Genomic DNA, 24,521 nt, shown 5'->3' on the forward strand with positions numbered 1-24,521 from the left:
CCGAGCTGGATGGAGGGCCCACCTTTGCAATACGCATCGCGAGGCGCATGGGCTTCCTCCCGCCTCCCGCGGTTGTTTGGCCGGGACCCTATGGGCTTTCTTCACCAGAAGCAAAACGCAGCCCCTGAGCGTCACCTACCTTCGCTTCGCCGTCGAACAATCGGTCCAGACGTGCATGGACGTCGTGACGGTACTGCTGGACGGTCATCGACCTCGGCGCATTGACCTCGAGCTCATCAGCGATAGAGGCCTTGATGCGGCCAATGGCGTCGTCTGTGAGCAGGCCAGCACCGTGCAGTTCGCGACAAAGCTGGACGACGCCGACCGCAGTGGCCTGCGCGCGCAGGCCCACGTTGGTGAGGTCATCGTGCATCTTCTCTTTTCCCGATCTTGCCTTCACGGTTAGTTCTCCCAGCTGCCGGCGGCAAACAAGCGCCCTTTATGAGGCTTGGCTACGCCTTTATCGACCAAGGTTTGACGGTTCATCCAAGCGCCTTCAGCGTCGGCCGAGGACCGACGGCCTCTCATCGATCTCTACTTCGAAGCTGGCGCGGTGCGCCAGTATGAAGCTCTGATACCTGCCATTCACACCGTCGAGCCGCATACTCAGGATATCGCGGGTCCCTAACGGAACCCGGGTTTTCGGGTTGAGATCGCTGGTTTTTAAGGGTAGGCGCTCCGCCCTGGTGTTCAAATAGCCGGCGCTCGTGCTGGCGCGGGAACTTCCAGGCACCCGCTACGCGAGCGTAGGCGGAGGTGCGAACAAAGGTCCAATCGAGCCGCGGAAGGGTGACCATGTTTCGACAAATATTCAGATACCTCCGCAAGGCATTGGCCACGCCCTGGTTCTGTAACGCCAGAAACGCGGACTGCTCATTTCATCGACGGTGCCCCGACTGCCGCCGCGAGCAAGACTCGTAATCTACCGGCCCGTCAGCTCTCTCCAAACAGAGCGCGCTGTGAGGCTTCGATCTCCTCGAAATAGCGCCGGCGTGCGTGCCGTTCCGTCACTACCCCGACGACCCGCCCGACACCGTCCACGACCGCCAGCTCGTCCGCCGCAGCAAGGTCGAACGCCTTGAGGGTCGCACGGATGTACGTTGTCGGTGTCAGCACGTTCGTGGTCAAGACTGCTAACGCGGCCACCGGGGTGTCGGGATCAAGCTGAGGGTCGTAAGCCTTTGCGGTCGCGACCACACCGGCGTAATGTCCCTGGCTATCGACCAGCACGGCTTTGGCCGTCGAACCCAGAGGAATGCTGTTTCGAAACTCCTGAACGGAAGCGTCGGCAGACACGCTCGTCCAGTCCTTGCGCATCAGACGTCCCGCCGTCAGGCTGAGCATCCATCCAATATCTCGCGGGCTACGGATTATCGAACCGCGGACGTGCAGGCGCCAGGTGGAGAAGGAATAACCGAACGTCTCGCGCGTAAAGGTGCCGGAGACAAGTGACGCGGCCAGGACGACGCCCATCAGCGCGAAATCGTGCGTCGTCTCCAGCATCAGCATCGCCAAGGTCATCGGTCCGCCAACTACCGTCACGGCAAGCGCACTCATTCCGACCAAAGCCGCATCGTTCAGATCGAGCGCAACACCAAACGGCAGCATCGCCAATCCGGTCGCATATATAAGCCCCACCAGCGATCCGAGAAAAAGCGATGCGAAGAACAGTCCGCCGCGGAATCCGAAGCTGATCGAAATCGCCGACGCCGCTATCTTCAAAACGAGGACGATGAGCAGCACATGCAAGGCAGGGGGCAGCGCGAGGTTGAGGTGCATCGCGCCGTGCCCGGACGATAGCGTCTGCGGTGAGATCATCGCCAATGGCATCAAAAGCAAACCGCCGACCACCGGCTTCCACCGCACCAATCGTTTCATGCGCTGCGCCTGCCCTTCCGCGAAGGTGACCAGGCGCATCAGTCCGATGCCGACGAGGGCGCAGATAAGGCCGAGGACGATGTAAAGAGCATAGTCGCCGACGCCTAGAACCCGGTCGGCGCTCGACGCAATCAGATAGGGCTCGATACCCAGCAATCGGGTGACGAATGCCGCACCCAGCGCCGCAGCCACGACGGGGGCGACCGATGCCGGCGTGTAGGCGCCGATGACAATCTCGAATGCGTAGAATGCGCCGGCCAATGGGGCGCCGAACGCCGCTCCCACGGCTGCGCCGGCCCCCGCACCGACCAGCGTGCGCATGTCGGCGCGGCGCAATTTGAACCATTTGCCCAGTTGAGACGCGATCCCGCCCCCCATTTGCGCATAAGCCGCTTCCAGACCCACCGACGCTCCCGCACCGTTGGATATCAACGTCTGCGCGCTGATCACAAGGTTGTCGAGAAAGGGGATACGTCCGCTATGCAGCGCATTCGCCTCGACGACGTCGATCGGTGCGCGCTGACGTTTGCGCAACAATCGGTTGAACATCACCAGGCCTAGCCCTCCCAGGGGAAGTGCGAGGAGCCGCCAGGGATGGTGAATTTCGCCAAGGGCACTCAGGCGATTGGAACTCAGCCCGTAGAAAAGGCGCTGCATCGCGTGGGCGGCGTAGCCCAGAAGATTGGTGACCGACCCGGCTGCCAAACCCGCCGCTAACGCCAGCAGGATGAAAGCGATCTCGCTTTCCCGGAGCCGCTGGCGCTGCCGGATAACGAAGGATCGCAGCGTCTGGGTCCCTAAGCGTCGCACGTCCCCGCATGCGAGGCGCCGGCCGCTACTGTCAAGAGCGAGGTGGCGGCCGGTACGCAGATACTGCAAAGTCGCCTGTTCTCACGGGGTGGTGAAGCCGGATCTGGGAGCGATGATGCAGGAAAAGACTTAGTGAGGCCCGCGAACCATCAGGTCACCTCCACTCGACCAACGGCTTGTCCCTTCCGGGCTGCTCGAACGCGACTTTATCGAACGTCACCGAAATAATGCAGCGAGGCGGAATATCCGGACTCCTCTGGAGGCAACGGACCGGCTGGCCATCGTCCAACGCGGCCAGGCGGCCGCTCAGCACCAGCGTATACCCTCTTGTCGAAGGTGCCTCATCACCCTCGAGCTTGATCGTCGAGGTATAAGGCCGGCCCCCTCGTTGGCGAGTCCGGGATGCGCCGGGTGCATAGAACATCGCGATCGCCAACTGCCGGCTAGGGACCAACCGGTCTCCGGACGCTTTTCCTTGCCCCTGTGGGCCCATGCCTGTGCCCTGCGGCGGTTCCTTGCCGATCTGCGTGCCGCAGCTCTCTGAGCTGGTCCATGGTCTGTCGATCCAGAATCCCTCTACCGCGTCATACGCCGTCGCTGCCGCCCTGTCCTGCGCCCAGTCGCCCGCTTCAAGCATTGCCGGACGAGCGGTCAGACGCAGGGCCCGGGTCTTCTCGTTGTACGTCCAACCGGCCCAGCTGTCCGTGCCATCGGTTTCAGGCCCGGCACAACCGAACGGCATCCGGATAGTGAACGAGCGGCCCACCAGGTCTCGATTGGCTAGGGGTAGCGGATTTCCGCCCGCCGCGGTGTCGGCCGCTTTCGCCGCAGTCGCCAACAGTTCTGCTCGATTTAAAGGGGGCGGCGCGATCTGCACCAACGGCGCCGGCTCGACCTCGGGAACAGGCGCGGGGGAAGGAGTAGAAGCCGGCACCGCCGCGCGCTTGTTATTTGCAGCGGTTTGAACAACCGCGGTTACCCCGGCCCCGAGGCCCAGTGCAACCACGTGGGAAAGGATGAGAAGTTTGACGCGTGGGCCGTCCATGCGTCCGGCCTAGCAGATTGTCGCTGGAAATTGACCCCCTTTTGCCACGCTTCACAGCCGGAGGCCAATTCGCCTGCGCCTGACAGCGCATTGTGCTACGCCAGGGGCATGACGCTCGATCAACTTGTCACTCTCGTCGTGCTCGTCGGCGTGATCGTCGCTCTGATCTGGGACAAGCTGCGGGCCGATGTGGTGGCGTTGACGGGGGCGGCCATCCTGTTGCTGACCGGTGCGGTCCGCCCTAGCGAAGTGCAATCCGCGTTCGGCAGTCCCGCGATCATCACGCTGGCTTGCCTGTTCGTCATCGCGCATGCGATGGAGCTCTCGGGGTTACTCGATCTTTTGATCCGCAAGGCCGTGGCGTTATGCCGCCGCATTGGCGTGGCGGGGTTATGGCTCCTGATCGCTCTTAGCGGCGGCGCATCCGGCTTCCTCAATAACACCCCGATCGTCGTTCTGACCGCGCCGGTGGTGCGCGACGTCGCCACTTCGCTCAACCTCGACCCCAAACGCTTCCTCCTGCCACTCTCCTACGTCGCAGTCCTGGGCGGCTGCTGTACGCTGATCGGGACGTCAACCAACCTCCTGGTGGATGACATGGCGCGCTCGTCAGGTCAGCCGCCGTTCTCAATTTTCGAGATCACACCTGTCGGACTGACCGTCGCGTTGGCTGGCGGCCTGTATCTCTTCCTGTTCTCGGGAAGGCTGCTTGCCCGTTCCACGAACGCACCGGCTATTGAGGCGGCATTGCCGCGCCATCTCAGCCACGTCGACATTGCGGGCGAGACGGTCGGAGATGCGCAGGATTTCGCAGTGGAGCGGCCCCTGCAGACCGGCAAGGCCATAACCGCCTCCGCCATCTTCGTCGGGGTCATCGCCTTGGCTGCGCTGAACCTCGCGCCGATCGCCGCATCGTCATTCGCTGGTGCCGTACTCCTGATCCTGCTGCGGGTCATTCGACCCGAGGAGGCATACGGCGGACTACGTCCGGATATCCTTCTTCTCGTTGTCGGTATGGTGGTTATCGGTATCGCCATGGAGCAGACCGGGCTCGCGGCATCCGCCACGGACGCGCTGATCGGCCGGATCGGCCTGTTTGGTCCTCTAGGGGCACTGATCGTCCTCTATGGAGCCACCTTGGTCCTGACGGAATTGCTGTCCAATGCCACCGTGGCGGTGCTGGTGACGCCCGTGGCGGTCGCGCTCGCGGAAAGTATGGCGGTCAGCCCGCGTCCATTCCTGGTTGCGATCATGATGGCTGGCAGCGCCGCCTTTGCGACGCCGTTTGGATACCAGACGAATGTCCTGGTCTATCAAATGGGCGGATACGCCTATCTCGACTTCACCAAGGTAGGCTTGCCGCTGAACATCATAACCTGGGCGGTGGGGGTTGCCGCAATCCACTGGTTCTTCCCGTTCTGAACCTGTCCGGGCCTGCCTGTGGAGCCAATCCGTTCCCGATGAGTTGGTTGTCAAAGGCGGCTGCGCCTTACCATCAAACCAAAAAGGACAACCTTATGCTCAAAGGCGCGGCCTTTTTCGCTGTCATAGCCCTGATCCTCGCCATTCTCGGATTTGGCGGCGTGGCAGGTTTCGCATGGGACCTGGCAAAGATCCTGTTCTGGCTGGCACTGATTATCGCGGCTGCGCTCGCGGTGCTCGGGTTTACCATTTATAAAAAAGTCAGCTGATCTGCACCCTGATGGTCGATACAAACAACGATACCGCCGCGCGTGGATCGGATGCACTTTTGCCGGCAGCGTCGCGCGTCGCGGTGATGACCGTCACAGTCATCGCAGTCCTTGCCGTGGCATGGCTATTGGTCGAGCTGTCGGGACTGCTGATGCTCGTCTTCGCATCACTCGCCCTTGCCACCGTTTTCGATGCCATGACGCGCCGCATCTGCCGATTGCTCGGCGCGCCGCGGGGATTGGCACTGGCGCTTTCAGTGCTGGCGTTCCTCGGCGTGTTCGCCGCAGCGTTTTTCCTGTTCGGCGCGCAACTGGCCCGCGAGTTCGATACCATCCGCAGCGCTCTACCTTCCGCTTTCGAGAAAATCCTCGCCTTTGTCGAACGCCTGGGGCTCGGCGAGCCGGTTCGAAAGTTGCTGGATCAGGGCGGGGGGGATGTTTCGCAGGTCGTATCGCGGGCCGGAGGCTACGTGTTAACGGCCGGAAATGTGTTGACCAACGCTGTGCTCGTCCTGGTCGGTGCCATCTTCATTGCAGGCGATCCAAGTATCTACAGACGCGGACTGCTGTTACTTATGCCGCGCCGTGCGGAGGCGCCACTGGCTGCCGCGTTGGACGACGCCGGTCGAGGCCTGCGCGGATGGATGTTTGGCCAGTTGATCTCATCGATGGTCGTGGCTGCCCTGACCTGGGGCGGCTTGGCCGCTCTGGGCGTTCCTGCCGCTGGCGGGCTTGGGGTGATCGCAGGATTGCTGGATGTCATCCCGATGGTCGGCCCCATCATTTCGGGAGTGCCCGCCGTGTTGCTCGCGTTCACGGTTTCCCCGGCTTCGGCTCTCTGGACCATAGGACTATTCCTGGCGGTGCAGCAGCTTCAGGGGAATTTCCTCCAGCCCATGATCCAGAAGCAGGCTGTCGACGTGCCTCCAGCGCTCCTCCTTTTCGCCGTAGTGGCCGCCGGCACGTTGTTCGGCTTCCTGGGCGTCCTACTGGCAGCGCCACTGACCGTGGTCTCTTTTGTGTTCGTGCAGCGAATCTACGTGCGGACCCTGCTGGGCAAGAAAATCGACGTCGCGGGCTAAAGCGCAGGAAGAAAATACTATTGCAACAATCCCTTAATCAGCTTTGCAATGAGAAATACAATACACACCATTGCGCCAAAGCATAGAATCGACGTGGCCGCATCCCCAGACTTTACCGCAATTGTGATAGCCACCAGGCCTGCCGTTACGCCAGCGGCAAGAGCGGCGAATACCATAATTTCCTTTGGAATGATCTTTCGTCCCTTCGTTTCCGGGAAGGATGTTGGCTGTCGCTCGTGGAGCTTCCTTCCGCGGTAGCAGGCGGAGCCGAATGTTGTCGTCATCGCCGGCCATCTCGCATCGACCGAGCGCGCCTTACCTAAGTCTGGTGCGAAAATCCATGCAGGCTTGCTTCTACCCGAACGGGCTATTAGGCGCGTCTTGACCCGGACCATCGCTTTCGCATAGTGCAGGCGCAGGCAATGGATTCCTGCCTGGCCTCTCGCCGAACCGCCCTCACAAGGGACGATGATTCCTACTTGGCGCCGCAAGGCAGCAAGGAGGAATAGTGCGCGCTAATTTTCGCAATCTCTATCGAACTTTGAATGTCGCAGCATTCATCCGTGACCGCCATGATCATGCGATGTCGGTGCTGCGATGGACCCTTATTCTCGTGCCTATGGCGGCGGCGGTGGGCACCTTGTGCGCGGCTTTCCTCTGGAGCTTGGACGCCGCCACGCAGGCGCGGTTCGACCATCCATGGCTGTTGTTCCTGCTCCCGGTGGGCGGTGCGGCGATCGCGCTTCTCTATCACCTTGTCGGCCGCCCGGTCGAAGCCGGCAACAACCTGATCGTCGAACAGATACATGAGCCGGGCGGGGGCGTGCCACTGCGCATGGCGCCCCTCGTATTTATCGGCACGATCGCCACACACCTGTTTGGCGGCTCGGCCGGCCGGGAGGGAACTGCGGTGCAACTCGGCGGTAGCCTTGCCAGCGCGGTTGCCGGCTTGTTCCGTCTCGATGCCTCCGGCGTTAGCATTCTGCTCATGGCAGGCGTCGCGGCGGGGTTTGGTGCCGTGTTCGGTACCCCCATCGCTGGTGCCGTGTTTGCGCTCGAGGTGCTGGCGGTTGGTAGGGTCGAATATTCCGGCCTCGTGCCCTGCCTGCTCGCCGCGGTCGTCGGGGACTGGGTTTGCCACGCCTGGGGCATCCATCACGCCGCGTACAACATTGCCAATTTGACATCGACCTCAGGGGCGCTGTTGGTCGAACCAATGCTGCTCGCAAAGGCGGCGCTCGCAGGCATCGCCTTCGGCTTGGCGGGCTTGGTCTTCGCCGAAGCCAATCACGCCTTGGGCGGCCTGCTAAAGCGGTTAATTCCTTATGGACCGCTCCGGGCAGCCGTCGGCGGAGTGGTCGTCATCGCGCTCGCCTACAGCGTTGGCACGCGCGCCTATCTGGGACTGGGCGTCTGGTCGGCGGTCCCCGGCGATCCCACGATAGCCGGCTTCTTCACCACGCCGGCGAGTCCATGGAGTTGGGCGCTCAAGCTTCTTTTCACGGTCCTCACGTTGAGTGCGGGTTACAAGGGCGGCGAGGTGACGCCGCTGTTCTTCATCGGCGCGGCGCTTGGCAACGCCCTTGCCGGCCCGCTCGATGCGCCGATCGACCTGTTCGCCGGCATTGGCTTTGTCGCGGTGTTCGCAGGCGCAGCCAATGTGCCGCTGGCCTGTACCATCATGGGCATCGAACTGTTCGGGTCAGCGTATGCCGTACCGATCGCGGTGGCGTGTTTCGTTGCCTACATCTGTTCGGGCCATAACGGCATCTACCTCTCGCAGCGAATCGCTGTGCCCAAGCGTGGCGGCGCGGGACGCCCGGGCGTCATAACGCTTCGCCATGCGCGGGCCGTCCGCCGGACTACAGACGCCCCATCCTCGATCAACACGAAGGAGCGCGATTGATGTCGGAATTGCGAAAGATCACAACAACAGAGGTCGGCATGATCCGCATCTATCTCAAGCCATCGGATAAGGTCGGCAAGCGCCCGCGTGCCTTCTGGTCCGGCAAGCCGCTTTATCGAGAGCTCGTCAGCCAAGCGAAGCGCGATCGTCTTATGAATGCCGTCGCCCACCATACCTTCTATGGCTTTAGCAACCATGGTCCCGTCATGGAGAATGGCGCAGAGCTATCCAATCCGCATCTGACAATGTGTGTCGAACTGATCGGTCGACGACGCCAACTCGAGCGTTTCTGCGAACGACATTGCGAACTGCTCGCCAACAAGGTCATAGTCTACAAGCATCTGGAGCATTGGAGCATTGGATCCCTCCCGGCTAACGCGTGAAAACTAGCGCCTGCTGATCGGGAACGAACAGCGCAACGAGGTCGCGCTCTTTCTCTAATCGGCGCGGTTCGGCAGTACCTCGGCGAGAACGCTCCTTGAGGCGATAATCTAGGAGATCGATCTGACGCTGGTGAAAGCCAATCCTGCCCCCCTTAAGCGAAAGTTCAGCCCGCTATCGGCATGATCCGACAGAGTATCGTTGACGTAGGCCTATTCGAAGATGCCAGCGCGCATTGTGGCTGAGACAGCTCTCAAGCCCGTCAGTATAACAACAAAGGAAAAGACTTTGCAGAAATGGCGTCATAGCCGGGCGACTGCTGGTGCCGTTGGTGCCGTATTTTTGGTTATCTCCGCTCAGCCAATTGAAGCTAGAGCAGGAGAAAGGATCGGTAATCACCTCGACCAATGTGATGGCCGGAAAAACGCGATTTTAGCAGTCGTTAGCGGCATCAAAGCAAGCCAGGGAACTATGCGCATCCAAAGCTATCGGGCGACAAAATCAGATTGGTTGCGAAAAGGTCAGTGGCTCAAGCGTATTGAAGTTTCAGCTCACGCACCTTCGATGAGAATTTGTATCCCGGTAGACGGGCCAGGCGATTACGCGATAGCGGTTAGGCACGATATCAATGGGAACGGCAAGACCGACATCACCAAGGATGGCGGCGGAATGTCGAAAAATCCGCCAATCACCATTTGGAACTTGGGAAAGCCAAGCTATAGAAAAGTAAGCGTCGCGGTGAGCGGATTGCGTGAAATACATATAAATATGAGGTACATGTGATGATGAGCATTACGCTGGGAGAGGTGGGGTCAGGCTTATGACAACCATCGGCGCAGGATAAGGGATAGCAACCCCAGCGCTGCAACGCTGGCCGCCCAGATCCCGAAGAACCAGCCTAATTTGGCAAGGCTCGCGCGCATCAGTGATACCCCTCACCGCTGACCTTGCCCCTGAATACCCAATAGGCCCACGCTGTATAAGCGAGGATCACTGGCACCAGCACGCCCCCGCCGACCAGCATGAACAGCTGGCTGCGATAGGGTGCCGCCGCTTCCCAGATCGTGACTCGCGCGGGGATGACATCGGGCCAGATCGAGATGCCCAGGCCGACAATGCACAGCCCGAACAGGGCCAGCGCCCAGAAGAAGGGCTGCGCATCCTTGCGGCGCGACAGGCTCCGGTAGAAAAGGGCAGTGACGATCAGTGTCGCCAGCGGCACCTGCGCCGTCGCAAGCACGCCGGGGAACGACAGCCAGCGACTTTGATAGCTGTTTTCCAGCGTCAGCGTGGCGAGGCTGACGGCGACGATCACGACCAGAAGGGCAATGCCCAGTCGCCCGGCATAAGTCACGACCTGCCGCTGCAAGCCCCCTTCGGTCTTCCAGTTCAGCCAGCACGCGCCAAGCAGTGCGTAGCCAATCATCAGGCCAAAGCCGGTGAGCAGGGAAAAAGGCGAGAGCCATTCCCACCATCCCCCGGAATAGGCCCGTCCCGAAACGCTGATGCCCTGAAGCAGCGCGCCCAGTGCAATCCCCTGCGCGAACGTCGCCACAGCCGAGCCGCCGGTGAAGGCGATGTCCCAAACGGCTCGATGTGCTGGATCGCGCCAGCGAAACTCGAACGCCACGCCGCGCAGCACCAGGCCCAGCAGCATCGCGATGAGCGGCGCATAAAGGGCCGGCAGGATGATGGCATAGGCAAGTGGGAAGGCGGCGAGCAGACCGCCGCCTCCCAGCACCAACCAGGTTTCGTTTCCGTCCCAGACCGGAGCGATGCTGTTCATCGCGGTGTCGCGATCCTTGCCCACCTTGAACAGCGGAAAGAGGATACCGATGCCAAGGTCGAACCCGTCCATTACGACATAGGCGATGATGGCGAAGCCGATGATGGCGGCCCAAACGACGGTAAGGTCGAGCATCGTCATTCTCCTCCTTCGATGGCGGGCGCAGGGGTTATGCCGGCAGTACGGATAGGCGCGCCGTCGAGCGCGCTTTCATGCGCTTGCGGCGGCTTCTTCATCAGATGCAGAAGATACCAGATGCCCATGCCAAAGACGCTGAAATAGACGATGACGAAGGCCAGCAGCGAACTGGCTACGGCGGGGGCGTCCAGCGGCGATGCACTGTGGCTGGTGCGGAGCAGGCCATAAACGGTAAAAGGCTGCCTACCCACTTCCGTCACGATCCATCCTGCCAGCACCGCCACGAAGCCGGACGGCCCCATCAGGAGCGCCGCGCGGTGCAGCCACCTCCAGTCGTGCAACCGGCCGCGCACCCGCGCCAACAGGCTCCACGCGCCAAGGCCCAGCATGGCAAAGCCCAGCCCCACCATCACGCGAAAGGCCCAGAAGACGATGCCTACAGGCGGCTCGTCCGCGTCAGGAACGCTGTCCAGACCCCGGAGCGGCGCGTTGAGTTCATGTTTGAGGATGAGAGAGGATGCCTTGGGGATGGCGATGGCACGGTCGATCCGCTTCTCCTTGCTGTTCGGGATGCCGAACAGGATCAGCGGTGCGCCGTCGGGATGACTGTCATAATGCCCTTCCATCGCCATGACCTTGGCCGGCTGATGCTCCAGCGTGTTCAGGCCGTGCATGTCGCCGGCGAATATCTGGATTGGCGCAACAATCGCGGCCATCCACATCGCCATCGAGAACATCGTGCGCGCGCCGGGATTGACGCGATCCTTCAACAGGTGCCACGCGCCGACACCGCCCACGGCGAAGGCCGTGGTGAGATAGGCGGCCAGGACGGTATGGACCAGGCGATAGGGGAAGCTTGGGTTGAAAATGATCGCTGCCCAGCTCGGCCCAGGTAGGAACTGGCCGTTCGCGCCGATCTCATAACCCGTGGGCGTCTGCATCCAGCTGTTGACCGACAGGATCCAGAAGGCGGAGATGAAAGTGCCGATCGCCACGGCGCAAGTAGCAGTAAAGTGCAGCTTGCGCCCGACCTTGTTGATGCCGAACAGCATGACGCCCAGAAACCCGGCCTCCAGGAAGAAGGCTGTCAGAACCTCATAGGCCATCAACGGGCCGATGACAGGACCGGCCATGTCCGAAAAGACCGACCAGTTGGTGCCGAACTGATAGGACATGACGATACCGGAGACGACGCCCATGGCGAACACTACGGCGAAAATCTTGAGCCAGTAGCGAAAGAGGTTGGCGTACACGCCCTTGCCTGTTTTCAGCCACAGCCCCTCCAGCACCATGAGGTAGCTGGCAAGGCCGATCGTAAAGGCCGGGAACAGGAAGTGGAAACTGACAGTAAAGGCGAATTGTGCGCGGGCCAGAAGCAAGGCGTCAACGGAAGCGAACATGGTCATGTCCTTTCACCCGCCTTTTATCAGACGGGCGTGGCAGGCGGGATAGGTCAGATGGTCATATCGGCAGGAACGCTGCGGCGCTGCGCCACAGCATGTAGAGCGCGACAACGAAGATCAGGGCGGCAAATACCAGGGTGAGGCGGCCCGTCTCGCCGCCGAGGCGTTCGGCGAGCCTCGTTCCGCCAACGCTGCCCGCGACACCGCCAGCTACGAAGACCATCGCAAGCGGCCAGTCGACGAGACCGGAAAAGGCATAGTTCGCAGCGGTCGTCAGGCCAAAAGCAGTCACGGCGACCAATGAAGTGCCGACTGCCATCAGCATGGGCATCCCCGTCGATGCGACCAGTCCCGGCACGATCAGAAACCCACCGCCGATGCCGAAAAAGCCGGAAAATGCGCCCGAACCCAGACCGTACGCAACGACCTTGGGCGCCTTCTCCCGGTTGCATTCGGCGCCGGGATTGCCGAGGTTACCCCGTCCGCGCAGCATCAGCACGCCAACCAGCAGCATGACCAGCGCGAACAGGAACAGCAGCTTGTCACCATCGACCATCTTGCCGAAGGTTGATCCTGCGAGCGCCCCGACTATCCCGGCGGCAGCGTAGATGCCGCCGCAGCGCCATTTGACGTGATGCGCGCGGGCATGGCTGACAAGTCCGGCCGCTGCGTTGGCTGCGACCGCCAGCGCGCTGGTGCCGATCGCGACATGGGCATTGGGAACACCCACCAGATAGACCATCAACGGCACGGCCAGGATCGAACCGCCACCGCCAACCAGCCCCAGCACGAAGCCGACAAGGCTCCCGGACACTGCGCCCAACGCGTAGTGCAGCGGGTCCATTATGCCTGCTCGCTCCGACCGATCGGTTCCGGCTTCACCATCCATTCACGCCCCTTGAGCATGCCGTGCCAGTAGACAGGCGGCAGGATCGTGTCCTTGAGCAGCCAGGACAAACGAGATGGACGGGTGCCGTCGATCAGCCAGTTGGGAAAGCTGGGAAGCAGCTTCCCCCCATAGCCGAACTCGGCGAGCACGATCTTGCCGGCTTCGACCGTCAGCGGACAACTGCCATAGCCGTCATAGCCCGCGACCGGCGCTTCGCCGTCAAGGGCGGCCAGCGCGTTGACAGCGACAACAGGCGCCTGCTTGCGCGCGGCGGCGGCGGTCTTGGCATTGGAGGCGGCGCAGGCATCGCCCAGCGCAAAGATATTCGGGTAGCGTGGGTGCCGAAGCGTCGTTTCATCCACCTCAACGAAGCCGGAAGCCGCCGCGAGCGGACTGGTGCGAATGAAATCAGGCGCGACCTGCGGCGGCACGACATGAATCATGTCGAACCGCTCGGCCACCCGCTTGACGCCGTCGCCGGTAGATTGCTCGAAGATGGCGGTGCGCGCCGGCCCGTCGATCTCGACCAGCTTCGACCCGAAGTTGAGATGGATGCCGTAGCGCTCGACATAGTCCATCAGGGCTGGAACATAAGCGGGTACGCCGAACAGAACGGCCCCGGCAGTATGGAACTGCACATCGCTTCGCGGCAACACCCCCGATTTCTCCCAGCGATAGCACGACAGGTACATCGCCTTTTGCGGTGCGCCCGCGCATTTGATCGGCATGACCGGTTGGGTGAAGAGCGCCCGCCCGCCTGCGAACTGCTTGACGAGGCGATTGGTATATGGGGCCAGGTCGTAGCGATAGTTCGAGGTTACGCCGTAGTGGCCAACGGCTTCCGCGACACCGGGAATAGCTTTCCAGTCAAGTTTGATACCTGGGCAGACGACGAGCACGGCATAGCCAATTCTGCGGCCATCGCTCAGCGTGACCTGCTTGTCTTCCGGGTGGAAATGCTCTGCGGCTGCCCTGATCCAGTGCGCGCCTTTGGGCATCACGGCAGCCTCATTGCGACGGGTGAAGGCGCTGTCGAAAATACCTGCGCCAACCATCGTCCAGCCAGGCTGGTAATAATGCGCCTCGGCAGGCTCGACGATGGCAAGGCGGATGTTTCGCCGTCGCCGCAGTATACTCGCCGCTGTGGCTAAACCAGCACTGCCACCCCCGATGATGAGGATGTCGAAATTGTCGGCGGCACCATCCAGAGCCCCCGCCATCCGGGCCAGTTGTTCGGCCCGAGCGCCAGACCGGCAATAGGCCAGCACTGGCCCCGGTAGCGCCCCCAGCGCCGCGCGCATGGCGTCCGCGTTCGCATCGGTGAGCGCTCCCGCGACCGCAGGCACATAGGCGAAGCCCAAGCCCGCAGAAGCGGCCGCCGCCTGAATTTCAGCGGCGTCCGGCTGATCGCCACCTTCGCCATCGGGCCGGTTGCATATGATGGCGCGAAAACCAGCAGCCGCAACTGCCGCGATATCCTGAGGCTCGAGTTGGGGCGAAACGGAAAGCCGGCATGTCAGTAGCTTGAAGTTCATGAAGCGGCTCCTTGTCGGCAGCGCCGGATTATCGGGTGAAGAGACGATGCAGGCCCATGCCCGCGAACATGGCGAGCACGAACGGAGCGACCGCCGCCGGTGACAGGCTGAGGCTGGCGATGGCCGGCCCCGGACACAGGCCGCCCAGGCCCCACCCTATGCCGAACAACACCGCGCCTACCGCCAGTCGTGCATCAATGCCGCGTGTTTCCGGGAGGCTGAATGCCGTGTCTGCCAACGGTCGCTCAAGCCGCCGCTGGATAGCCCAGGCGATTGCCATCGGCACGATCGCGCCTCCCATGACGAAGGCAAGTGTAGGATCCCACCGGCCAAACAGGTCGAGGAAGGCGCGGACGCGCGCGGGATCGGCCATTCCGGATATGGCCAGCCCGGCGCCGAACAGCGTTCCGGCCAGCAATCCCAGAATGACGCGCATCACAGCGCTCCCGCAAGGCGCATCACAGCCACAGTCGCAAAGCCGCTGCTCATAAACAGACCCGTAGCAACCATGGAGCGCCGGGAGAGGCGCGACAGACCGCAGACGCCATGCCCGCTGGTGCACCCCGATCCCAGCCGTGTTCCGAAGCCCACGATCAGCCCCGCCGCTACCAGCATCAGCGGTGCAGGATACGTGGCAGGCTTCCAGTCCATGACGCCGGCAACGATGCTCGCCCCTAGCGGCAGGCCCAGAATGAAAGCGATGGCAATGCCATGCGGCGCGCCGCTACCGGCAATGCCGGTAGCGCGCGCCGCCAGCCCGCTGACGCCGGCAATGCGACCAAGACCCAGCAGCATGATCGCGGCGGCCAGGCCGATCATAACCCCGCCGATCAGCCCCGCACCCGGTTGCGCATGGGGGAACAGGTCAGCGATCACAGCTGGTTCACCGGAATCTTGAGATAGACGACGCCATTGTCCTCGGGAGGAGGCAGGTGGCCCGCCCGCATGTTGACCTGAACGGACGGCAGAATGAGGCGCGGCATCGCCAGCGTGCGGTCTCGCCCCTCACGCATGACGACGAAATCGTCCTCGGTTACTCCGTCGTGGGCATGCACGTTGGCGCGACGCTGCTCGGCGACGGTCGTTTCCCATACATAATGGTCGCGTCCCTCCGGCAGATAATCGTGACACATGAATAGCCGCGTCTCTGGCGGCAATTCAAGGATGCGACGCAAGGACCGGAACAGCGTTCGCGCGTCTCCGCCTGGAAAATCCGCGCGGGCAGTGCCGTAGTCGGGCATGAACATGGTGTCGCCGACGAAGACCGCGTCGCCGATGACATAGGCAACACATGCCGGCGTGTGGCCCGGAACATGCAGCACGGTAACGGCGAGGTTGCCAATGGCAAACGTATCTCCATCAGCCCATAGATGGTCGAAATCGGACCCGTCACGGGCGAATTCGGCGCCTGCGTTGAAGAGCGCGCCAAATGTCTGCTGCACCTCGCAGATATGCGCGCCGATCGCGATCTTCCCACCCAGCTTCTGCTGAAGATAGGGCGCTGCCGACAGATGATCGGCATGGGCGTGGGTTTCCAGATGCCAGTCCACGGTCAGCCCGGCCTTTTCGACATAGGCGAGGACAGGATCGGCCGCTTCGAAGGCAGTCCGGCCGGATGCCGGATCGTACGTGAGGACACTGTCCAGAATGGCAGCGCGACGGGTCTCCGGGTCGTGGACCACATAGGTCACGGTGAAGGTCGGCGCATCGAAGAACGCCTTGATGACCGGCACGCCCTGCTGCGCGGAAGCGACTTGCGCGAAAGCGTGGGCAAGGGCGGGATCGGACATGCGAATCTCCATAACTTCATATTTACACACATCATGTATTTATATATTTTGCAATCGTCAAGCGCTTGCCATGTAGGCGTGCCGATTGCAGGGATGTCTGATGGAAAATGAGATGAGCAGCACAGGCAGGTCGTTGCGGATCGGCGATCTGGCGCCCGATTTTCGGGCGCGATCCACGACCGGCGATTTCCGCCTTTCAGATTTGCGGGGGCAATGGGTGATCTTCTTCTCCCATCCGGCAGACTTCACGCCGGTGTGCAGCACCGAATTTGCGGAGCTGGCCCGGCGCCAGCCAGCGTTCGACGCATTGGGATGCCGGCTCGTTGGCCTGTCGGTGGACAGTCTCTATTCCCACCTCGCCTGGGTGCGAGCACTAAGGGAACTGTTCGGGGTCGAGATCGGATTTCCTGTCATCGAGGATCCCAGCATGGTTATCGGCCGGGCATACGACATGATCGACGAGGCCGCCGCGGACAGCATGACGATGCGCACGACTTTCTTCATCGATCCGGATGGCATCGTCCGCGCGACGACCAGTTACCCGCATAATGTCGGTCGGTCCGTTGATGAAATGCTACGCCTGCTTCGCGCGCTTCAGCGCGTCGATGGCGCAGATATGCTAACACCCGAGGGGTGGGACGAGGGCAAGCCCTTGCTGTTGCCGGCGGCCGTTGGCGCCGATGACGCGCCGGACTGGTTCTGTCGCTTGGAGAGCCAGCTATGAAATCTCTGTTCGAGGATCGCGATGCGGCAGTTGCCGCTGCCGAGAAGATCAAAGTCTTCGCTCAACCGCAGCGGCTGATGATCCTCTCTTGCCTGCTACGCGGAGAACGCAACGTTGGCGAAATCGGCGAGATTACCGGCCTTTTACAGCCGGGACTCAGCCAGCAGTTGGGGGAACTCCGTCGCGCCGAACTGGTCCAGACCCGCAAAGAAGCAAAGCAGGTCTGGTACAAGCTCACGGATGAGAAAGTCGATTTGTGTGTACGCCACATCGAAGCGATCTTCGGTGGGGTCGACACCACGCTGCCATTGGTCAAGAGGGCGCCTGCAAGCCAATCGGAACGCACAAGCGCCGTTGCCCGGTTCGCGCGCATTCTTTAAGCATTGTCGCCGTCATCACGAATAGGTCAATGGGTTGCTACGGAATCGAGATCCTTACTACCCAAGTCGAAGGGACGGTTTTCGGGGTTTACCGTTCTTGGTGCCGTCGAGTGGCACTTGCGCTTCGAAAACCGATTGAACTTAATGGATGCCGTTGACCGAACCCTTCCTTTTCGGTCGGTTTCGTTCCACCCGCTTTGACGTCGATCCCTTGCTGGTCGATTTTCAAGGAAATGATCTGGCATTTAAACTACGAAAATCCGCCATTCCGTCGGCCGGTCTTTTAGGAAAACCGACAAGGAGTTTTCCGTGTCAAAGCACGAATAGAGGACAGGTAGGATGCGGGTGGACCAGAAGAGCGGGAACGGGGCAGGGCGGCCGGGAATTTCGGGCCCGACGAGCGCGCTGGTCATCCCCGGCCACCTGTCTCCGGTTTCCGCCCCCGAACTCGTCGAAGAAGTCGAGGCCGCCCGGGCCTATCGCCTGCGGTCGCGCAGCGCCAATACGCTGCGCGCCTACGCCAGCGACTGGCGCCAGTTCCAGGACTGGTGCTGGGGCAGGGGGCTCGAGCCGCTGCCCGCGCTTCCGGAAGTTGTCGCCACGTACCTGGCCTCGCTCGCCCGCGCCGGCCGCGCGGACAGCACCATTACACGCCACGTCGCCGCGATCGTCTGGCAGCATCGCCATGAGGGCCTGCCGCCGCCGACCGCACGCGACACCCACCAACTGATCGCCGATACACTGTCCGGGATCCGCCGCGAACAGCGGCTGCGGCCAACACGCAAGAAAGCGGCGATCGGCGCGAAGGATCTGGCGGGCATGATCGGCAAGTCGGACGGGTTGACCACGCGTGCCGTGCGCGATCGGGCGATCCTGGCGCTCGGGCTCGCCGCGGCGCTACGCCGCTCCGAACTGGTGGCGCTGCAGCTGGCCGACGTCCAACTGGTCGACGCCGGAGTGACGGTGCGCGTGGGCTATTCCAAGACCGATCAGGAAGGCGAGGGGGCTACCATCGCGGTGCCGACAGGAAAGACCCTGAGACCCGTCGCCCATCTCAACGCCTGGCTGGCCATTCGGGGCGGCGAGCCGGGACCGCTGTTCACGCGTATTGGGACGAAGGGGGAATACACGGCGGAGGCGATGTCCGATCGCTCGGTAGCACGCCTGGTCAAGCGCTATGCCAGACTCCAGGGGCTCGATCCTGAGGTGATAGCGGGGCATTCGTTGCGGGCAGGGTTTCTGACCGAGGCGGCGCGGAACCGGGCCTCGCTCGCCAAGATGCAGGAGGTTTCGCGGCACAAGTCGCTCAAGGTGTTGCTTGGCTATGTGCGGTCGGCGGAACGTTTCGACGATCATGCCGGCGCTGGGTTTCTTTGATTGCCGGACCTACCGGTGACAGGAACCAAAAGTTCGCGGCCGAACATCGGATTAAGCGTCGTAAGCGAAAGCCGCGTTGTGGGACAGAGCCGTCGTCCGCTAATCCCTCGCGAACGACGGCTTTCGACAGAAATTGTCATCCAACGCGCCAACATTCAGACAAGAGCCGGATCAGCGAGGCTGATCCGAGACCGTGATGGTCAGCCGAATATTGTGCGTCGGCCGCCGCTCTCCACCTTACTCGATCGTGATGACGACCTTACCGCTTAAGCGGCCATCCTCCATTCGGCGATGGGCCTCCTGTACGTTCTCAAGCTGAAAAGTGCTGTCAATTCGCGGCTTGAAGGCACCTGAAGCAACGGTAGCGCGGATGTATTCCTGCGCAGCAGCGAACCGCTCCGGAACGTCGGTCAGTTCGAAGAGGTCCACGAAGGAAAGTGAACGTCGGTCTAGTGCCACAAGGGGTACATCAACGCGAGCGGCAGTGATGTCCGGCGACGTCTGTGCCCCGTAGCTGAAGAGGCTTCCCCCCTCTGCAAGGCATGCGACGCACTGCGCCAGCAGGGAGCCGCCCACGGTATCCAGGACTACTTTCACGCCCTTGCCGTTGGTTGCGGCCATGACGATGTCGGCCAGCGCCTCCTCACCCGTGGCGATGACATGGTGCGCGCCAAGATCGAGCAGCTCCTGCTTGCGCGCATTTGTCCGCGTCGTGGCAAGAACGGTCGCCCCCATGTCACGTGCGAACTGGATGAGCGCACCGCCGACCGGCGAAGTTCCGGCGGTCACCAAGACGAAATCACCTGTGCCGACCGGAACCTTGGTGATGAGGTTATAGGCCTGAAGACCCGCCATCCAAACTGCGGATTCTTCGATCGCCGTCGTTCCAGGGATTGACTTTACTAACGCCGATGCCGGCACGTTGGCGTGCGTGGCGTAGATACCGGATCCAACGAACGGTGTCTGCACAGGGAGAATGGCGACACGGTCGCCGATGTTGTGGCCCACGACCTCAGAGCCCACCTCCATGACGGTGCCGACGCCCTCGACACCCATGACCGAAGGCAGACTGGGGGGAACGACGTAGAAGTTGCGCCGGTACAGTGCCTCGAACCGATTGACCCCGATCGCCTCGATGCTGACCCGAACCTCATCGGGTCCGGTCGGCGGCAGATCGAAGGACTCAACCGTTAGGACTTCGGGTCCGCCGATCTCGGAAAATATAACGTGCTGCATGGAATCCTCGCTGTAGCGACGCATGGTTCATTTCGAGCGGAGCCTACGCGCACGGGTGCACGTGGGCGACCTCTCCGATGACGGAAGCGCCTGTGTGTCACCTCACCGTAAGGCGAGATAGTAGCGATCGCTATAAAGACGATTACTCCACGCCACAAGATAATAGTGAACACTACAATCTTCCAATGAAAGCGGTCACACCATGGATGCAGACAGGCCAGCCTTGAACATGAAGGCGGCCTGCTCGGCAGCAGCACGCAGCCGACCGGCCTCCATGCCTGTGTAGGCTGCGGCCGAGAGCCCGCGCACCATGGTCACCACCGCGTCGGCGATGGCATCTCCGTCACGGGGCACGCGCTTCCCGATCTCCTCTCCGATCGCGGAAACCATCACGGCGCTAATCTCGGTAGCGATCGCCCGTGCTTCGGGATCGGCCGCACGCGTACCTTCTGTGACCAGGCACCCTCGCGCCGCGGCATCGCTGGAATACTGCTCAGCGGCTGAGATGAAGATCATTGTCACAGCTTCGCCGAGGTCGCGGTCCTCGAAGATTTCTGCAACCGGTAACGCATTCTCGGCTGCGTAGCGACGCAGCGCATGCTCGAAGAGCCCCGCCTTGCTGCCATAGGCCGCATAAAGGCTGGGCGGATTGATCTCGAGCGCCTGCGTCAGGTCGGCAACGCTAACGCCATCGTAGCCCTTTTGATGAAACAGGCGCTGTGCCTTCTCGACGCCGCGTTGCCGATCGAACGGTCTCCTCGGCCGCCTCTTGCGGACATTTTCGCTCACCGGGACCTCCTGAAAACTAGGGAGATAATAGTGTTCGCTATAAAAAGTTGCAATGCCCCCTTGTGCCCAGCTAATAGCGATCACTATTATCGTTGATCAGCGGGAGTTAGCGATGCCAACGGAAATGAAAATTGCCCTTGTGACGGGCGGTAGCAGCGGGATCGGCTTCGCCATCGCGCAGAATATGGCCGCTTCGGGAATGCGGGTGATCATCGCCGGCCGCCGGCAGGATGCATTGGATCGCGCGGTGGGCAAGCTGGGCGCGAACGCATCCTGTATGATCGCAGATGTCTCCAATCCCGCCAGTCTGGCGACACTCTTCTCGCAGATCCGCTCCGACTTCGGCCGTATCGACACCTTGGTCGCCAACGCTGGTGGAGGTGTCCACGCGCCCTTGGGTGAGATCACCGAAGCGGCTTACGACCAGCAGTTCGACACGAACGTGAAGGGCATCGTCTTCACCGTCCAGGGAGCTTTGCCGCTGCTGGAGCAGGGCTCGTCCATCGTAATCGTCGGCTCTACCTCCTCGATCGATCCGGGGCCGTCGATGAGCATCTACGGAGCCACCAAGGCGGCCGTGCGCAACCTGGTAAGGAGCTGGGTCAGCGATCTGAAGGGCTCCGGTATCCGCATCAACATCGTCAGCCCAGGCCCGACAAACACACAGTCGCTGCGGGACGGTTTCGGCGACCACGCAGAAGAGGGGCTCGCATTCCTGCGGGAGAAGAGCCCGATGGGCCGCATCGGCGAGCCCGAGGAGATCGCGGAGGTCGCGGCATTCCTGGCCAGCGACGCCGCCAGCTACATCAACGGTGTCGAGCTTTTCGCTGACGGCGGAGCGTCCCAGGCATGAAGGAAGATCGGGCCATGAGCGTCATCGACCACATCGAACTTCCTGTTGCCGACGCCGAGGCATCCCGGCGCTTCTACGAAGCGGCGCTTGCACCGCTCGGGCTGTCGCTGGTCGTCAGCATCGACCCGGCGCGCACCGCCCATGGGGGCGCGCGACATGGGTTCGGGCGGGATGGATATCCGAGCCTGTGGTTCCACGCGGAGACCGGCCGCCGCCTTCCCGTCCATGTCGCCTTCACCGCTCGCGACAGGAAGGCCGTCGATGCATTCCACGGGATGGCGCTCTCCCATGGCGGAAGCGACAACGGCGCGCCCGGCGTCCGCGAACGATATCACCCGAACTACTACGCCGCCTATGTGCTCGACCCCGATGGCAACAACATCGAGGCCGTCTGCCAAACCGAGTAAATCGGGTCCGCACCGCCAGGGACAAGCGAAGAGCCTCCGCACGATCTCAGGGGAAGCCCCCGGCAGAGTCGGCGCGGCTATCCATCAATTAAGGAACTCATCATGTCATTCGCCGATAAGGTTGTCGTTGTGACAGGCGGCACGTCCGGTATCGGGCTTGCTATCGCGCAGGAACTCGCGTCGCAAAAAGCCCGGGTCATCATCACCGGACGCAACCGTGAAAAGCTCGACGAGGCAATTGCGATGCTCGGAAGCGGAGCCGAAGGCGTGCAGGCCGAGGTGTCGAACCTCGCCGACCTCGACGCGCTTTATGCCCATGTGAAGCAGAGGCACGGTCGCCTCCACCTGCTTGTCGCCAATGCCGGCGCTGGCGAAATCGTGCCGCTCGATGCAGTCACCGAAGATCATTTCGACCGCGCATTCGATAGCAACGTGAAAGGCGTGACCTTCTCCGTCCAGAAGGCGCTGCCGCTTATGGGCGCAGGCGGCGCGATCGTCATCGTAGGATCGACGTCCTCGATCCAGCCAGGTCCGGGCCTCAGCGTTTACGGCGGCACCAAGGCGGCGCTGCGCGCGATGGTGCGTGGCTGGGTGACGGAGATCAAGGGATCGGGCGTTCGAATCAACATCGTAAGCCCCGGCCCGGTGGACACCGCCTCGCTGCGTTCCTTCCTTGGCGAGCAGGCCGACGAGGCGCTGGCCTACCTGGCCGATCGCAGCACGATCGGCCGTATCGGTCGCCCGGAAGAGATCGCACGCGCGGTCGCCTTCCTGGGCAGTGAGGCCGCCAGCTACATTAACGGCACCGAACTGTTCGCCGATGGGGGCGCTTCGCAAGTCTGATCGACCACCCTTGTCCTGTCCCGATCAACCGAGCTGCCGTGATCGCGCTAGCCCCCCCCGCGATCATAGCCTGCGTGCCGTCGGCCCGTCCCCCTAGGCCGGCGGCACGGATGGCATCTCACGACCATGACGCCACCTCGAAACCATCATGAAGGAAAGAGCGTGTCCACCAACGCCACACTCCCTAGCGCGATCGAAAAACTCGTGATCGAGAGTGAAATTCGCCGCCTGCTCGCAGCATATGTCCACAACCTCGACTACGGGAAGGTCGATGCAAATGCCGAGCTGCTGGCGGCTGCCAAGTTCAACATTGCCGGTACGATCGTGGAGGGACGCGACAACATCGCGCGGTTCCTGCGGAACAACCTCCAGTACCATGTCGACGACACGCCCCGGACCTGGCACTCGGTCTCGAACGTCCTCATCGACGTCACCTCCGCGACGACCGCCAGTTCAATCTGCTACTTCACCGTCCACCAGGAGTTGCCTGGCCTGTCGCTGCAGCCGATCGTGACCGGCCGCTACATCGATACCTTCGAGCATCACGACGGGGAATGGCGTTTCGCATCGCGCGAGATCGAGCCCCGCCTGTTCGGCGACATCAGCAAGCACGCTGCCGCCCCGGCCGAAGTTGGGGCGGAGTGAGGCAGCGATGACCAATAAGCGCCAGGCGCTGGTGACCGGCGCGAACAGGGGCCTCGGACTTGCCATCGCCAAGGGCCTCGCCTCGGCCGGTCTCTCGGTATGGATGGGCGCACGTGACCGTTCCCGAGGGGAAGAGGCGGCGAAGTCCCTACGCGGCGAGGGCCTCGAGGTCCGGTTCGTCGAGATCGACGTGGCCGATGGCGCGAGCGTTCGTCGCGCAGCCGAGACGCTCGGACATGAGATCGACGCCCTCCACGTCCTCGTGAACAATGCAGGCATCGTGCTCGATCTCCAGACCGCGCCAAGCGAGCTCGGCATGGATGACGTGAAGGCCACCTACGAGGTGAACGTCTTCGGCCCGATCCGGGTGACGCAGGCCTTCGCTCCTCTCCTGAAGGCCGCCGATGACGCACGGATAGTGAACATGAGCAGCGGCCTGGGTTCGTTGACCCTCATCACCGATGAGGCCTCGCTATTCTCGACGGTCAACCTTCTGGCCTACACGTCATCGAAGGTCGCGCTGAACGCCGTGACGGTCTCCTTCGCCAAGGAGTTCGAGCCGTTCGGGATAAAGGTCAATGCTGTTGAGCCAGACAACGTGCGAACCGACCTCAACGGCAACTCGGGCTTTTTGACACCGGAAGAAGGCGCCGAACCTGCGATCAGGATGGCCCTGATCGACAAGGACGGTCCGACCGGCGGCTTTTTCGGAAGTCACGGTCGCCAGCCTTGGTGAGCAACGAGTTGGCACGGAACCCCAAGCTACGATCCGCGTCGGATCTGCTGCTGATTGTACATGGCGGCGCCCGTATCGTCGATCGGGCGCGGGTCGGCGCTAGAACAGATGCTGGGTGTAGTTATGTCCATCCACGATCGGCTCTGGGCAGCGCATTGTGCCGCCCAGAGCCAAGGATTTCTCCGATCGCGAGGACA

Annotated in this window: 28 protein-coding genes; 14 read left to right on the forward strand and 14 right to left on the reverse strand. The window is 62.1% G+C overall.

Annotated elements, in window-relative coordinates; genetic code table 11:
* Positions 1-88: 88 nt before the first annotated feature.
* The 3 genes from NTCA1_RS22950 to NTCA1_RS22960 form a co-directional block, all read right to left on the reverse strand.
* Positions 89-373 (reverse strand): hypothetical protein, encoded by a 285-nt coding sequence (locus NTCA1_RS22950; RefSeq protein ID WP_133085138.1) that lies wholly within the window; start codon positions 371-373, stop codon positions 89-91.
* A gap of 560 nt (positions 374-933) precedes the next feature.
* Positions 934-2,688: a chloride channel protein gene (locus tag NTCA1_RS22955; RefSeq protein ID WP_159831984.1), complete on the reverse strand. Its 1,755-nt coding sequence runs from the start codon at positions 2,686-2,688 to the stop codon at positions 934-936.
* 154 nt (positions 2,689-2,842) lie between these two features.
* Complete coding sequence (locus NTCA1_RS22960; protein ID WP_133085139.1) at positions 2,843-3,733, reverse strand: hypothetical protein; 891 nt, start codon at positions 3,731-3,733, stop codon at positions 2,843-2,845.
* Between the two features lie 108 nt (positions 3,734-3,841).
* On the opposite strand from NTCA1_RS22960, the gene NTCA1_RS22965 reads away from it, so the two are divergent.
* The 3 genes from NTCA1_RS22965 (at position 3,842) to NTCA1_RS22975 (ending at position 6,506) form a co-directional block, all read left to right on the forward strand.
* Entirely contained in the window at positions 3,842-5,155 is a 1,314-nt protein-coding gene (locus NTCA1_RS22965) for an SLC13 family permease (RefSeq protein WP_133085140.1), read from the forward strand.
* Positions 5,156-5,250: 95 nt separating this feature from the next.
* On the forward strand, positions 5,251-5,424 hold the full coding sequence (locus NTCA1_RS22970) for a DUF1328 domain-containing protein (RefSeq protein ID WP_133085176.1): 174 nt from the start codon (positions 5,251-5,253) through the stop codon (positions 5,422-5,424).
* A gap of 11 nt (positions 5,425-5,435) precedes the next feature.
* Complete coding sequence (locus NTCA1_RS22975) at positions 5,436-6,506, forward strand: AI-2E family transporter (protein WP_133085141.1); 1,071 nt, start codon at positions 5,436-5,438, stop codon at positions 6,504-6,506.
* A gap of 17 nt (positions 6,507-6,523) precedes the next feature.
* Here the strand turns inward: NTCA1_RS22975 and NTCA1_RS22980 are convergent, their stop codons facing one another.
* The gene (locus tag NTCA1_RS22980) at positions 6,524-6,790 is read right to left on the reverse strand and encodes a hypothetical protein (protein WP_133085142.1); all 267 of its coding nucleotides are present in this window, start codon (positions 6,788-6,790) and stop codon (positions 6,524-6,526) included.
* 224 nt (positions 6,791-7,014) lie between these two features.
* Between NTCA1_RS22980 and NTCA1_RS22985 the strand changes: the two genes are divergently transcribed.
* From NTCA1_RS22985 to NTCA1_RS22995, 3 genes are all read left to right on the forward strand, one after another.
* Complete coding sequence (locus NTCA1_RS22985) at positions 7,015-8,412, forward strand: voltage-gated chloride channel family protein (protein WP_133085143.1); 1,398 nt, start codon at positions 7,015-7,017, stop codon at positions 8,410-8,412.
* Positions 8,412-8,795: a DUF190 domain-containing protein gene (locus tag NTCA1_RS22990; RefSeq protein WP_133085144.1), complete on the forward strand. Its 384-nt coding sequence runs from the start codon at positions 8,412-8,414 to the stop codon at positions 8,793-8,795. Before NTCA1_RS22985 ends, NTCA1_RS22990 begins: the two co-directional genes overlap by 1 nt.
* A gap of 220 nt (positions 8,796-9,015) precedes the next feature.
* Complete coding sequence (locus NTCA1_RS22995) at positions 9,016-9,576, forward strand: DUF2141 domain-containing protein (protein WP_133085145.1); 561 nt, start codon at positions 9,016-9,018, stop codon at positions 9,574-9,576.
* A gap of 35 nt (positions 9,577-9,611) precedes the next feature.
* On the opposite strand, the gene NTCA1_RS29175 is transcribed toward NTCA1_RS22995, so the two are convergent.
* The 8 genes from NTCA1_RS29175 to NTCA1_RS23035 form a co-directional block, all read right to left on the reverse strand.
* The gene (locus tag NTCA1_RS29175; RefSeq protein ID WP_133085146.1) at positions 9,612-9,716 is read right to left on the reverse strand and encodes a DUF2474 family protein; all 105 of its coding nucleotides are present in this window, start codon (positions 9,714-9,716) and stop codon (positions 9,612-9,614) included.
* The gene (cydB, locus tag NTCA1_RS23005; protein WP_133085147.1) at positions 9,716-10,714 is read right to left on the reverse strand and encodes a cytochrome d ubiquinol oxidase subunit II; all 999 of its coding nucleotides are present in this window, start codon (positions 10,712-10,714) and stop codon (positions 9,716-9,718) included. Before cydB ends, NTCA1_RS29175 begins: the two co-directional genes overlap by 1 nt.
* A gap of 2 nt (positions 10,715-10,716) precedes the next feature.
* Positions 10,717-12,117, reverse strand: coding sequence for a cytochrome ubiquinol oxidase subunit I (locus tag NTCA1_RS23010; protein WP_133085148.1), 1,401 nt, complete (start codon positions 12,115-12,117; stop codon positions 10,717-10,719).
* A gap of 61 nt (positions 12,118-12,178) precedes the next feature.
* Positions 12,179-12,964, reverse strand: a complete 786-nt coding sequence (locus NTCA1_RS23015; protein ID WP_133085149.1) for a sulfite exporter TauE/SafE family protein — start codon at positions 12,962-12,964, stop codon at positions 12,179-12,181.
* The gene (locus NTCA1_RS23020; RefSeq protein WP_133085150.1) at positions 12,964-14,544 is read right to left on the reverse strand and encodes a bifunctional protein tyrosine phosphatase family protein/NAD(P)/FAD-dependent oxidoreductase; all 1,581 of its coding nucleotides are present in this window, start codon (positions 14,542-14,544) and stop codon (positions 12,964-12,966) included. The genes NTCA1_RS23015 and NTCA1_RS23020 overlap by 1 nt, the downstream gene beginning before the upstream one ends.
* A 28-nt stretch (positions 14,545-14,572) precedes the next feature.
* A complete protein-coding gene (locus NTCA1_RS23025) occupies positions 14,573-14,980 on the reverse strand; it encodes a DUF6691 family protein (RefSeq protein WP_201282576.1) in 408 nt (135 codons plus the stop codon).
* Entirely contained in the window at positions 14,980-15,417 is a 438-nt protein-coding gene (locus tag NTCA1_RS23030; RefSeq protein ID WP_374705214.1) for a YeeE/YedE family protein, read from the reverse strand. The genes NTCA1_RS23025 and NTCA1_RS23030 overlap by 1 nt, the downstream gene beginning before the upstream one ends.
* Positions 15,417-16,334: an MBL fold metallo-hydrolase gene (locus NTCA1_RS23035; protein ID WP_133085153.1), complete on the reverse strand. Its 918-nt coding sequence runs from the start codon at positions 16,332-16,334 to the stop codon at positions 15,417-15,419. Before NTCA1_RS23035 ends, NTCA1_RS23030 begins: the two co-directional genes overlap by 1 nt.
* A 100-nt stretch (positions 16,335-16,434) precedes the next feature.
* Between NTCA1_RS23035 and NTCA1_RS23040 the strand changes: the two genes are divergently transcribed.
* The 3 genes from NTCA1_RS23040 (at position 16,435) to NTCA1_RS23050 (ending at position 18,815) form a co-directional block, all read left to right on the forward strand.
* Positions 16,435-17,058 carry a peroxiredoxin gene (locus tag NTCA1_RS23040; protein ID WP_133085154.1) on the forward strand — a complete coding sequence of 208 codons (624 nt, stop codon included), beginning with the start codon at positions 16,435-16,437 and terminating at the stop codon, positions 17,056-17,058.
* Complete coding sequence (locus NTCA1_RS23045) at positions 17,055-17,438, forward strand: helix-turn-helix transcriptional regulator (RefSeq protein ID WP_133085155.1); 384 nt, start codon at positions 17,055-17,057, stop codon at positions 17,436-17,438. The genes NTCA1_RS23040 and NTCA1_RS23045 overlap by 4 nt, the downstream gene beginning before the upstream one ends.
* Positions 17,439-17,777: 339 nt before the next feature.
* Positions 17,778-18,815, forward strand: a complete 1,038-nt coding sequence (locus NTCA1_RS23050; protein ID WP_133085156.1) for a tyrosine-type recombinase/integrase — start codon at positions 17,778-17,780, stop codon at positions 18,813-18,815.
* Positions 18,816-19,052: 237 nt separating this feature from the next.
* Here the strand turns inward: NTCA1_RS23050 and NTCA1_RS23055 are convergent, their stop codons facing one another.
* Positions 19,053-20,075, reverse strand: a complete 1,023-nt coding sequence (locus NTCA1_RS23055) for a zinc-dependent alcohol dehydrogenase family protein (protein WP_133085157.1) — start codon at positions 20,073-20,075, stop codon at positions 19,053-19,055.
* 171 nt (positions 20,076-20,246) lie between these two features.
* Positions 20,247-20,840, reverse strand: a complete 594-nt coding sequence (locus NTCA1_RS23060) for a TetR/AcrR family transcriptional regulator (protein WP_159831983.1) — start codon at positions 20,838-20,840, stop codon at positions 20,247-20,249.
* Between the two features lie 112 nt (positions 20,841-20,952).
* Between NTCA1_RS23060 and NTCA1_RS23065 the strand changes: the two genes are divergently transcribed.
* The 5 genes from NTCA1_RS23065 to NTCA1_RS23085 all read left to right on the forward strand — a co-directional run bounded on the left by NTCA1_RS23065 (position 20,953) and on the right by NTCA1_RS23085 (position 24,324).
* The gene (locus tag NTCA1_RS23065) at positions 20,953-21,693 is read left to right on the forward strand and encodes an SDR family NAD(P)-dependent oxidoreductase (protein WP_133085159.1); all 741 of its coding nucleotides are present in this window, start codon (positions 20,953-20,955) and stop codon (positions 21,691-21,693) included.
* Positions 21,694-21,707: 14 nt separating this feature from the next.
* Positions 21,708-22,100 (forward strand): VOC family protein, encoded by a 393-nt coding sequence (locus NTCA1_RS23070; protein WP_133085160.1) that lies wholly within the window; start codon positions 21,708-21,710, stop codon positions 22,098-22,100.
* Between the two features lie 102 nt (positions 22,101-22,202).
* Complete coding sequence (locus NTCA1_RS23075; protein WP_133085161.1) at positions 22,203-22,943, forward strand: SDR family NAD(P)-dependent oxidoreductase; 741 nt, start codon at positions 22,203-22,205, stop codon at positions 22,941-22,943.
* A gap of 162 nt (positions 22,944-23,105) precedes the next feature.
* On the forward strand, positions 23,106-23,588 hold the full coding sequence (locus tag NTCA1_RS23080) for a nuclear transport factor 2 family protein (protein ID WP_133085162.1): 483 nt from the start codon (positions 23,106-23,108) through the stop codon (positions 23,586-23,588).
* A gap of 7 nt (positions 23,589-23,595) precedes the next feature.
* Positions 23,596-24,324: an SDR family oxidoreductase gene (locus NTCA1_RS23085; protein WP_133085163.1), complete on the forward strand. Its 729-nt coding sequence runs from the start codon at positions 23,596-23,598 to the stop codon at positions 24,322-24,324.
* The last annotated feature ends 197 nt before the right edge of the window (positions 24,325-24,521 follow it).

The sequence above is a fragment of the Novosphingobium sp. TCA1 genome (assembly GCF_009811895.1).
In the GTDB taxonomy this organism is placed as follows: Bacteria; Pseudomonadota; Alphaproteobacteria; order Sphingomonadales; family Sphingomonadaceae; genus Novosphingobium; species Novosphingobium panipatense_A.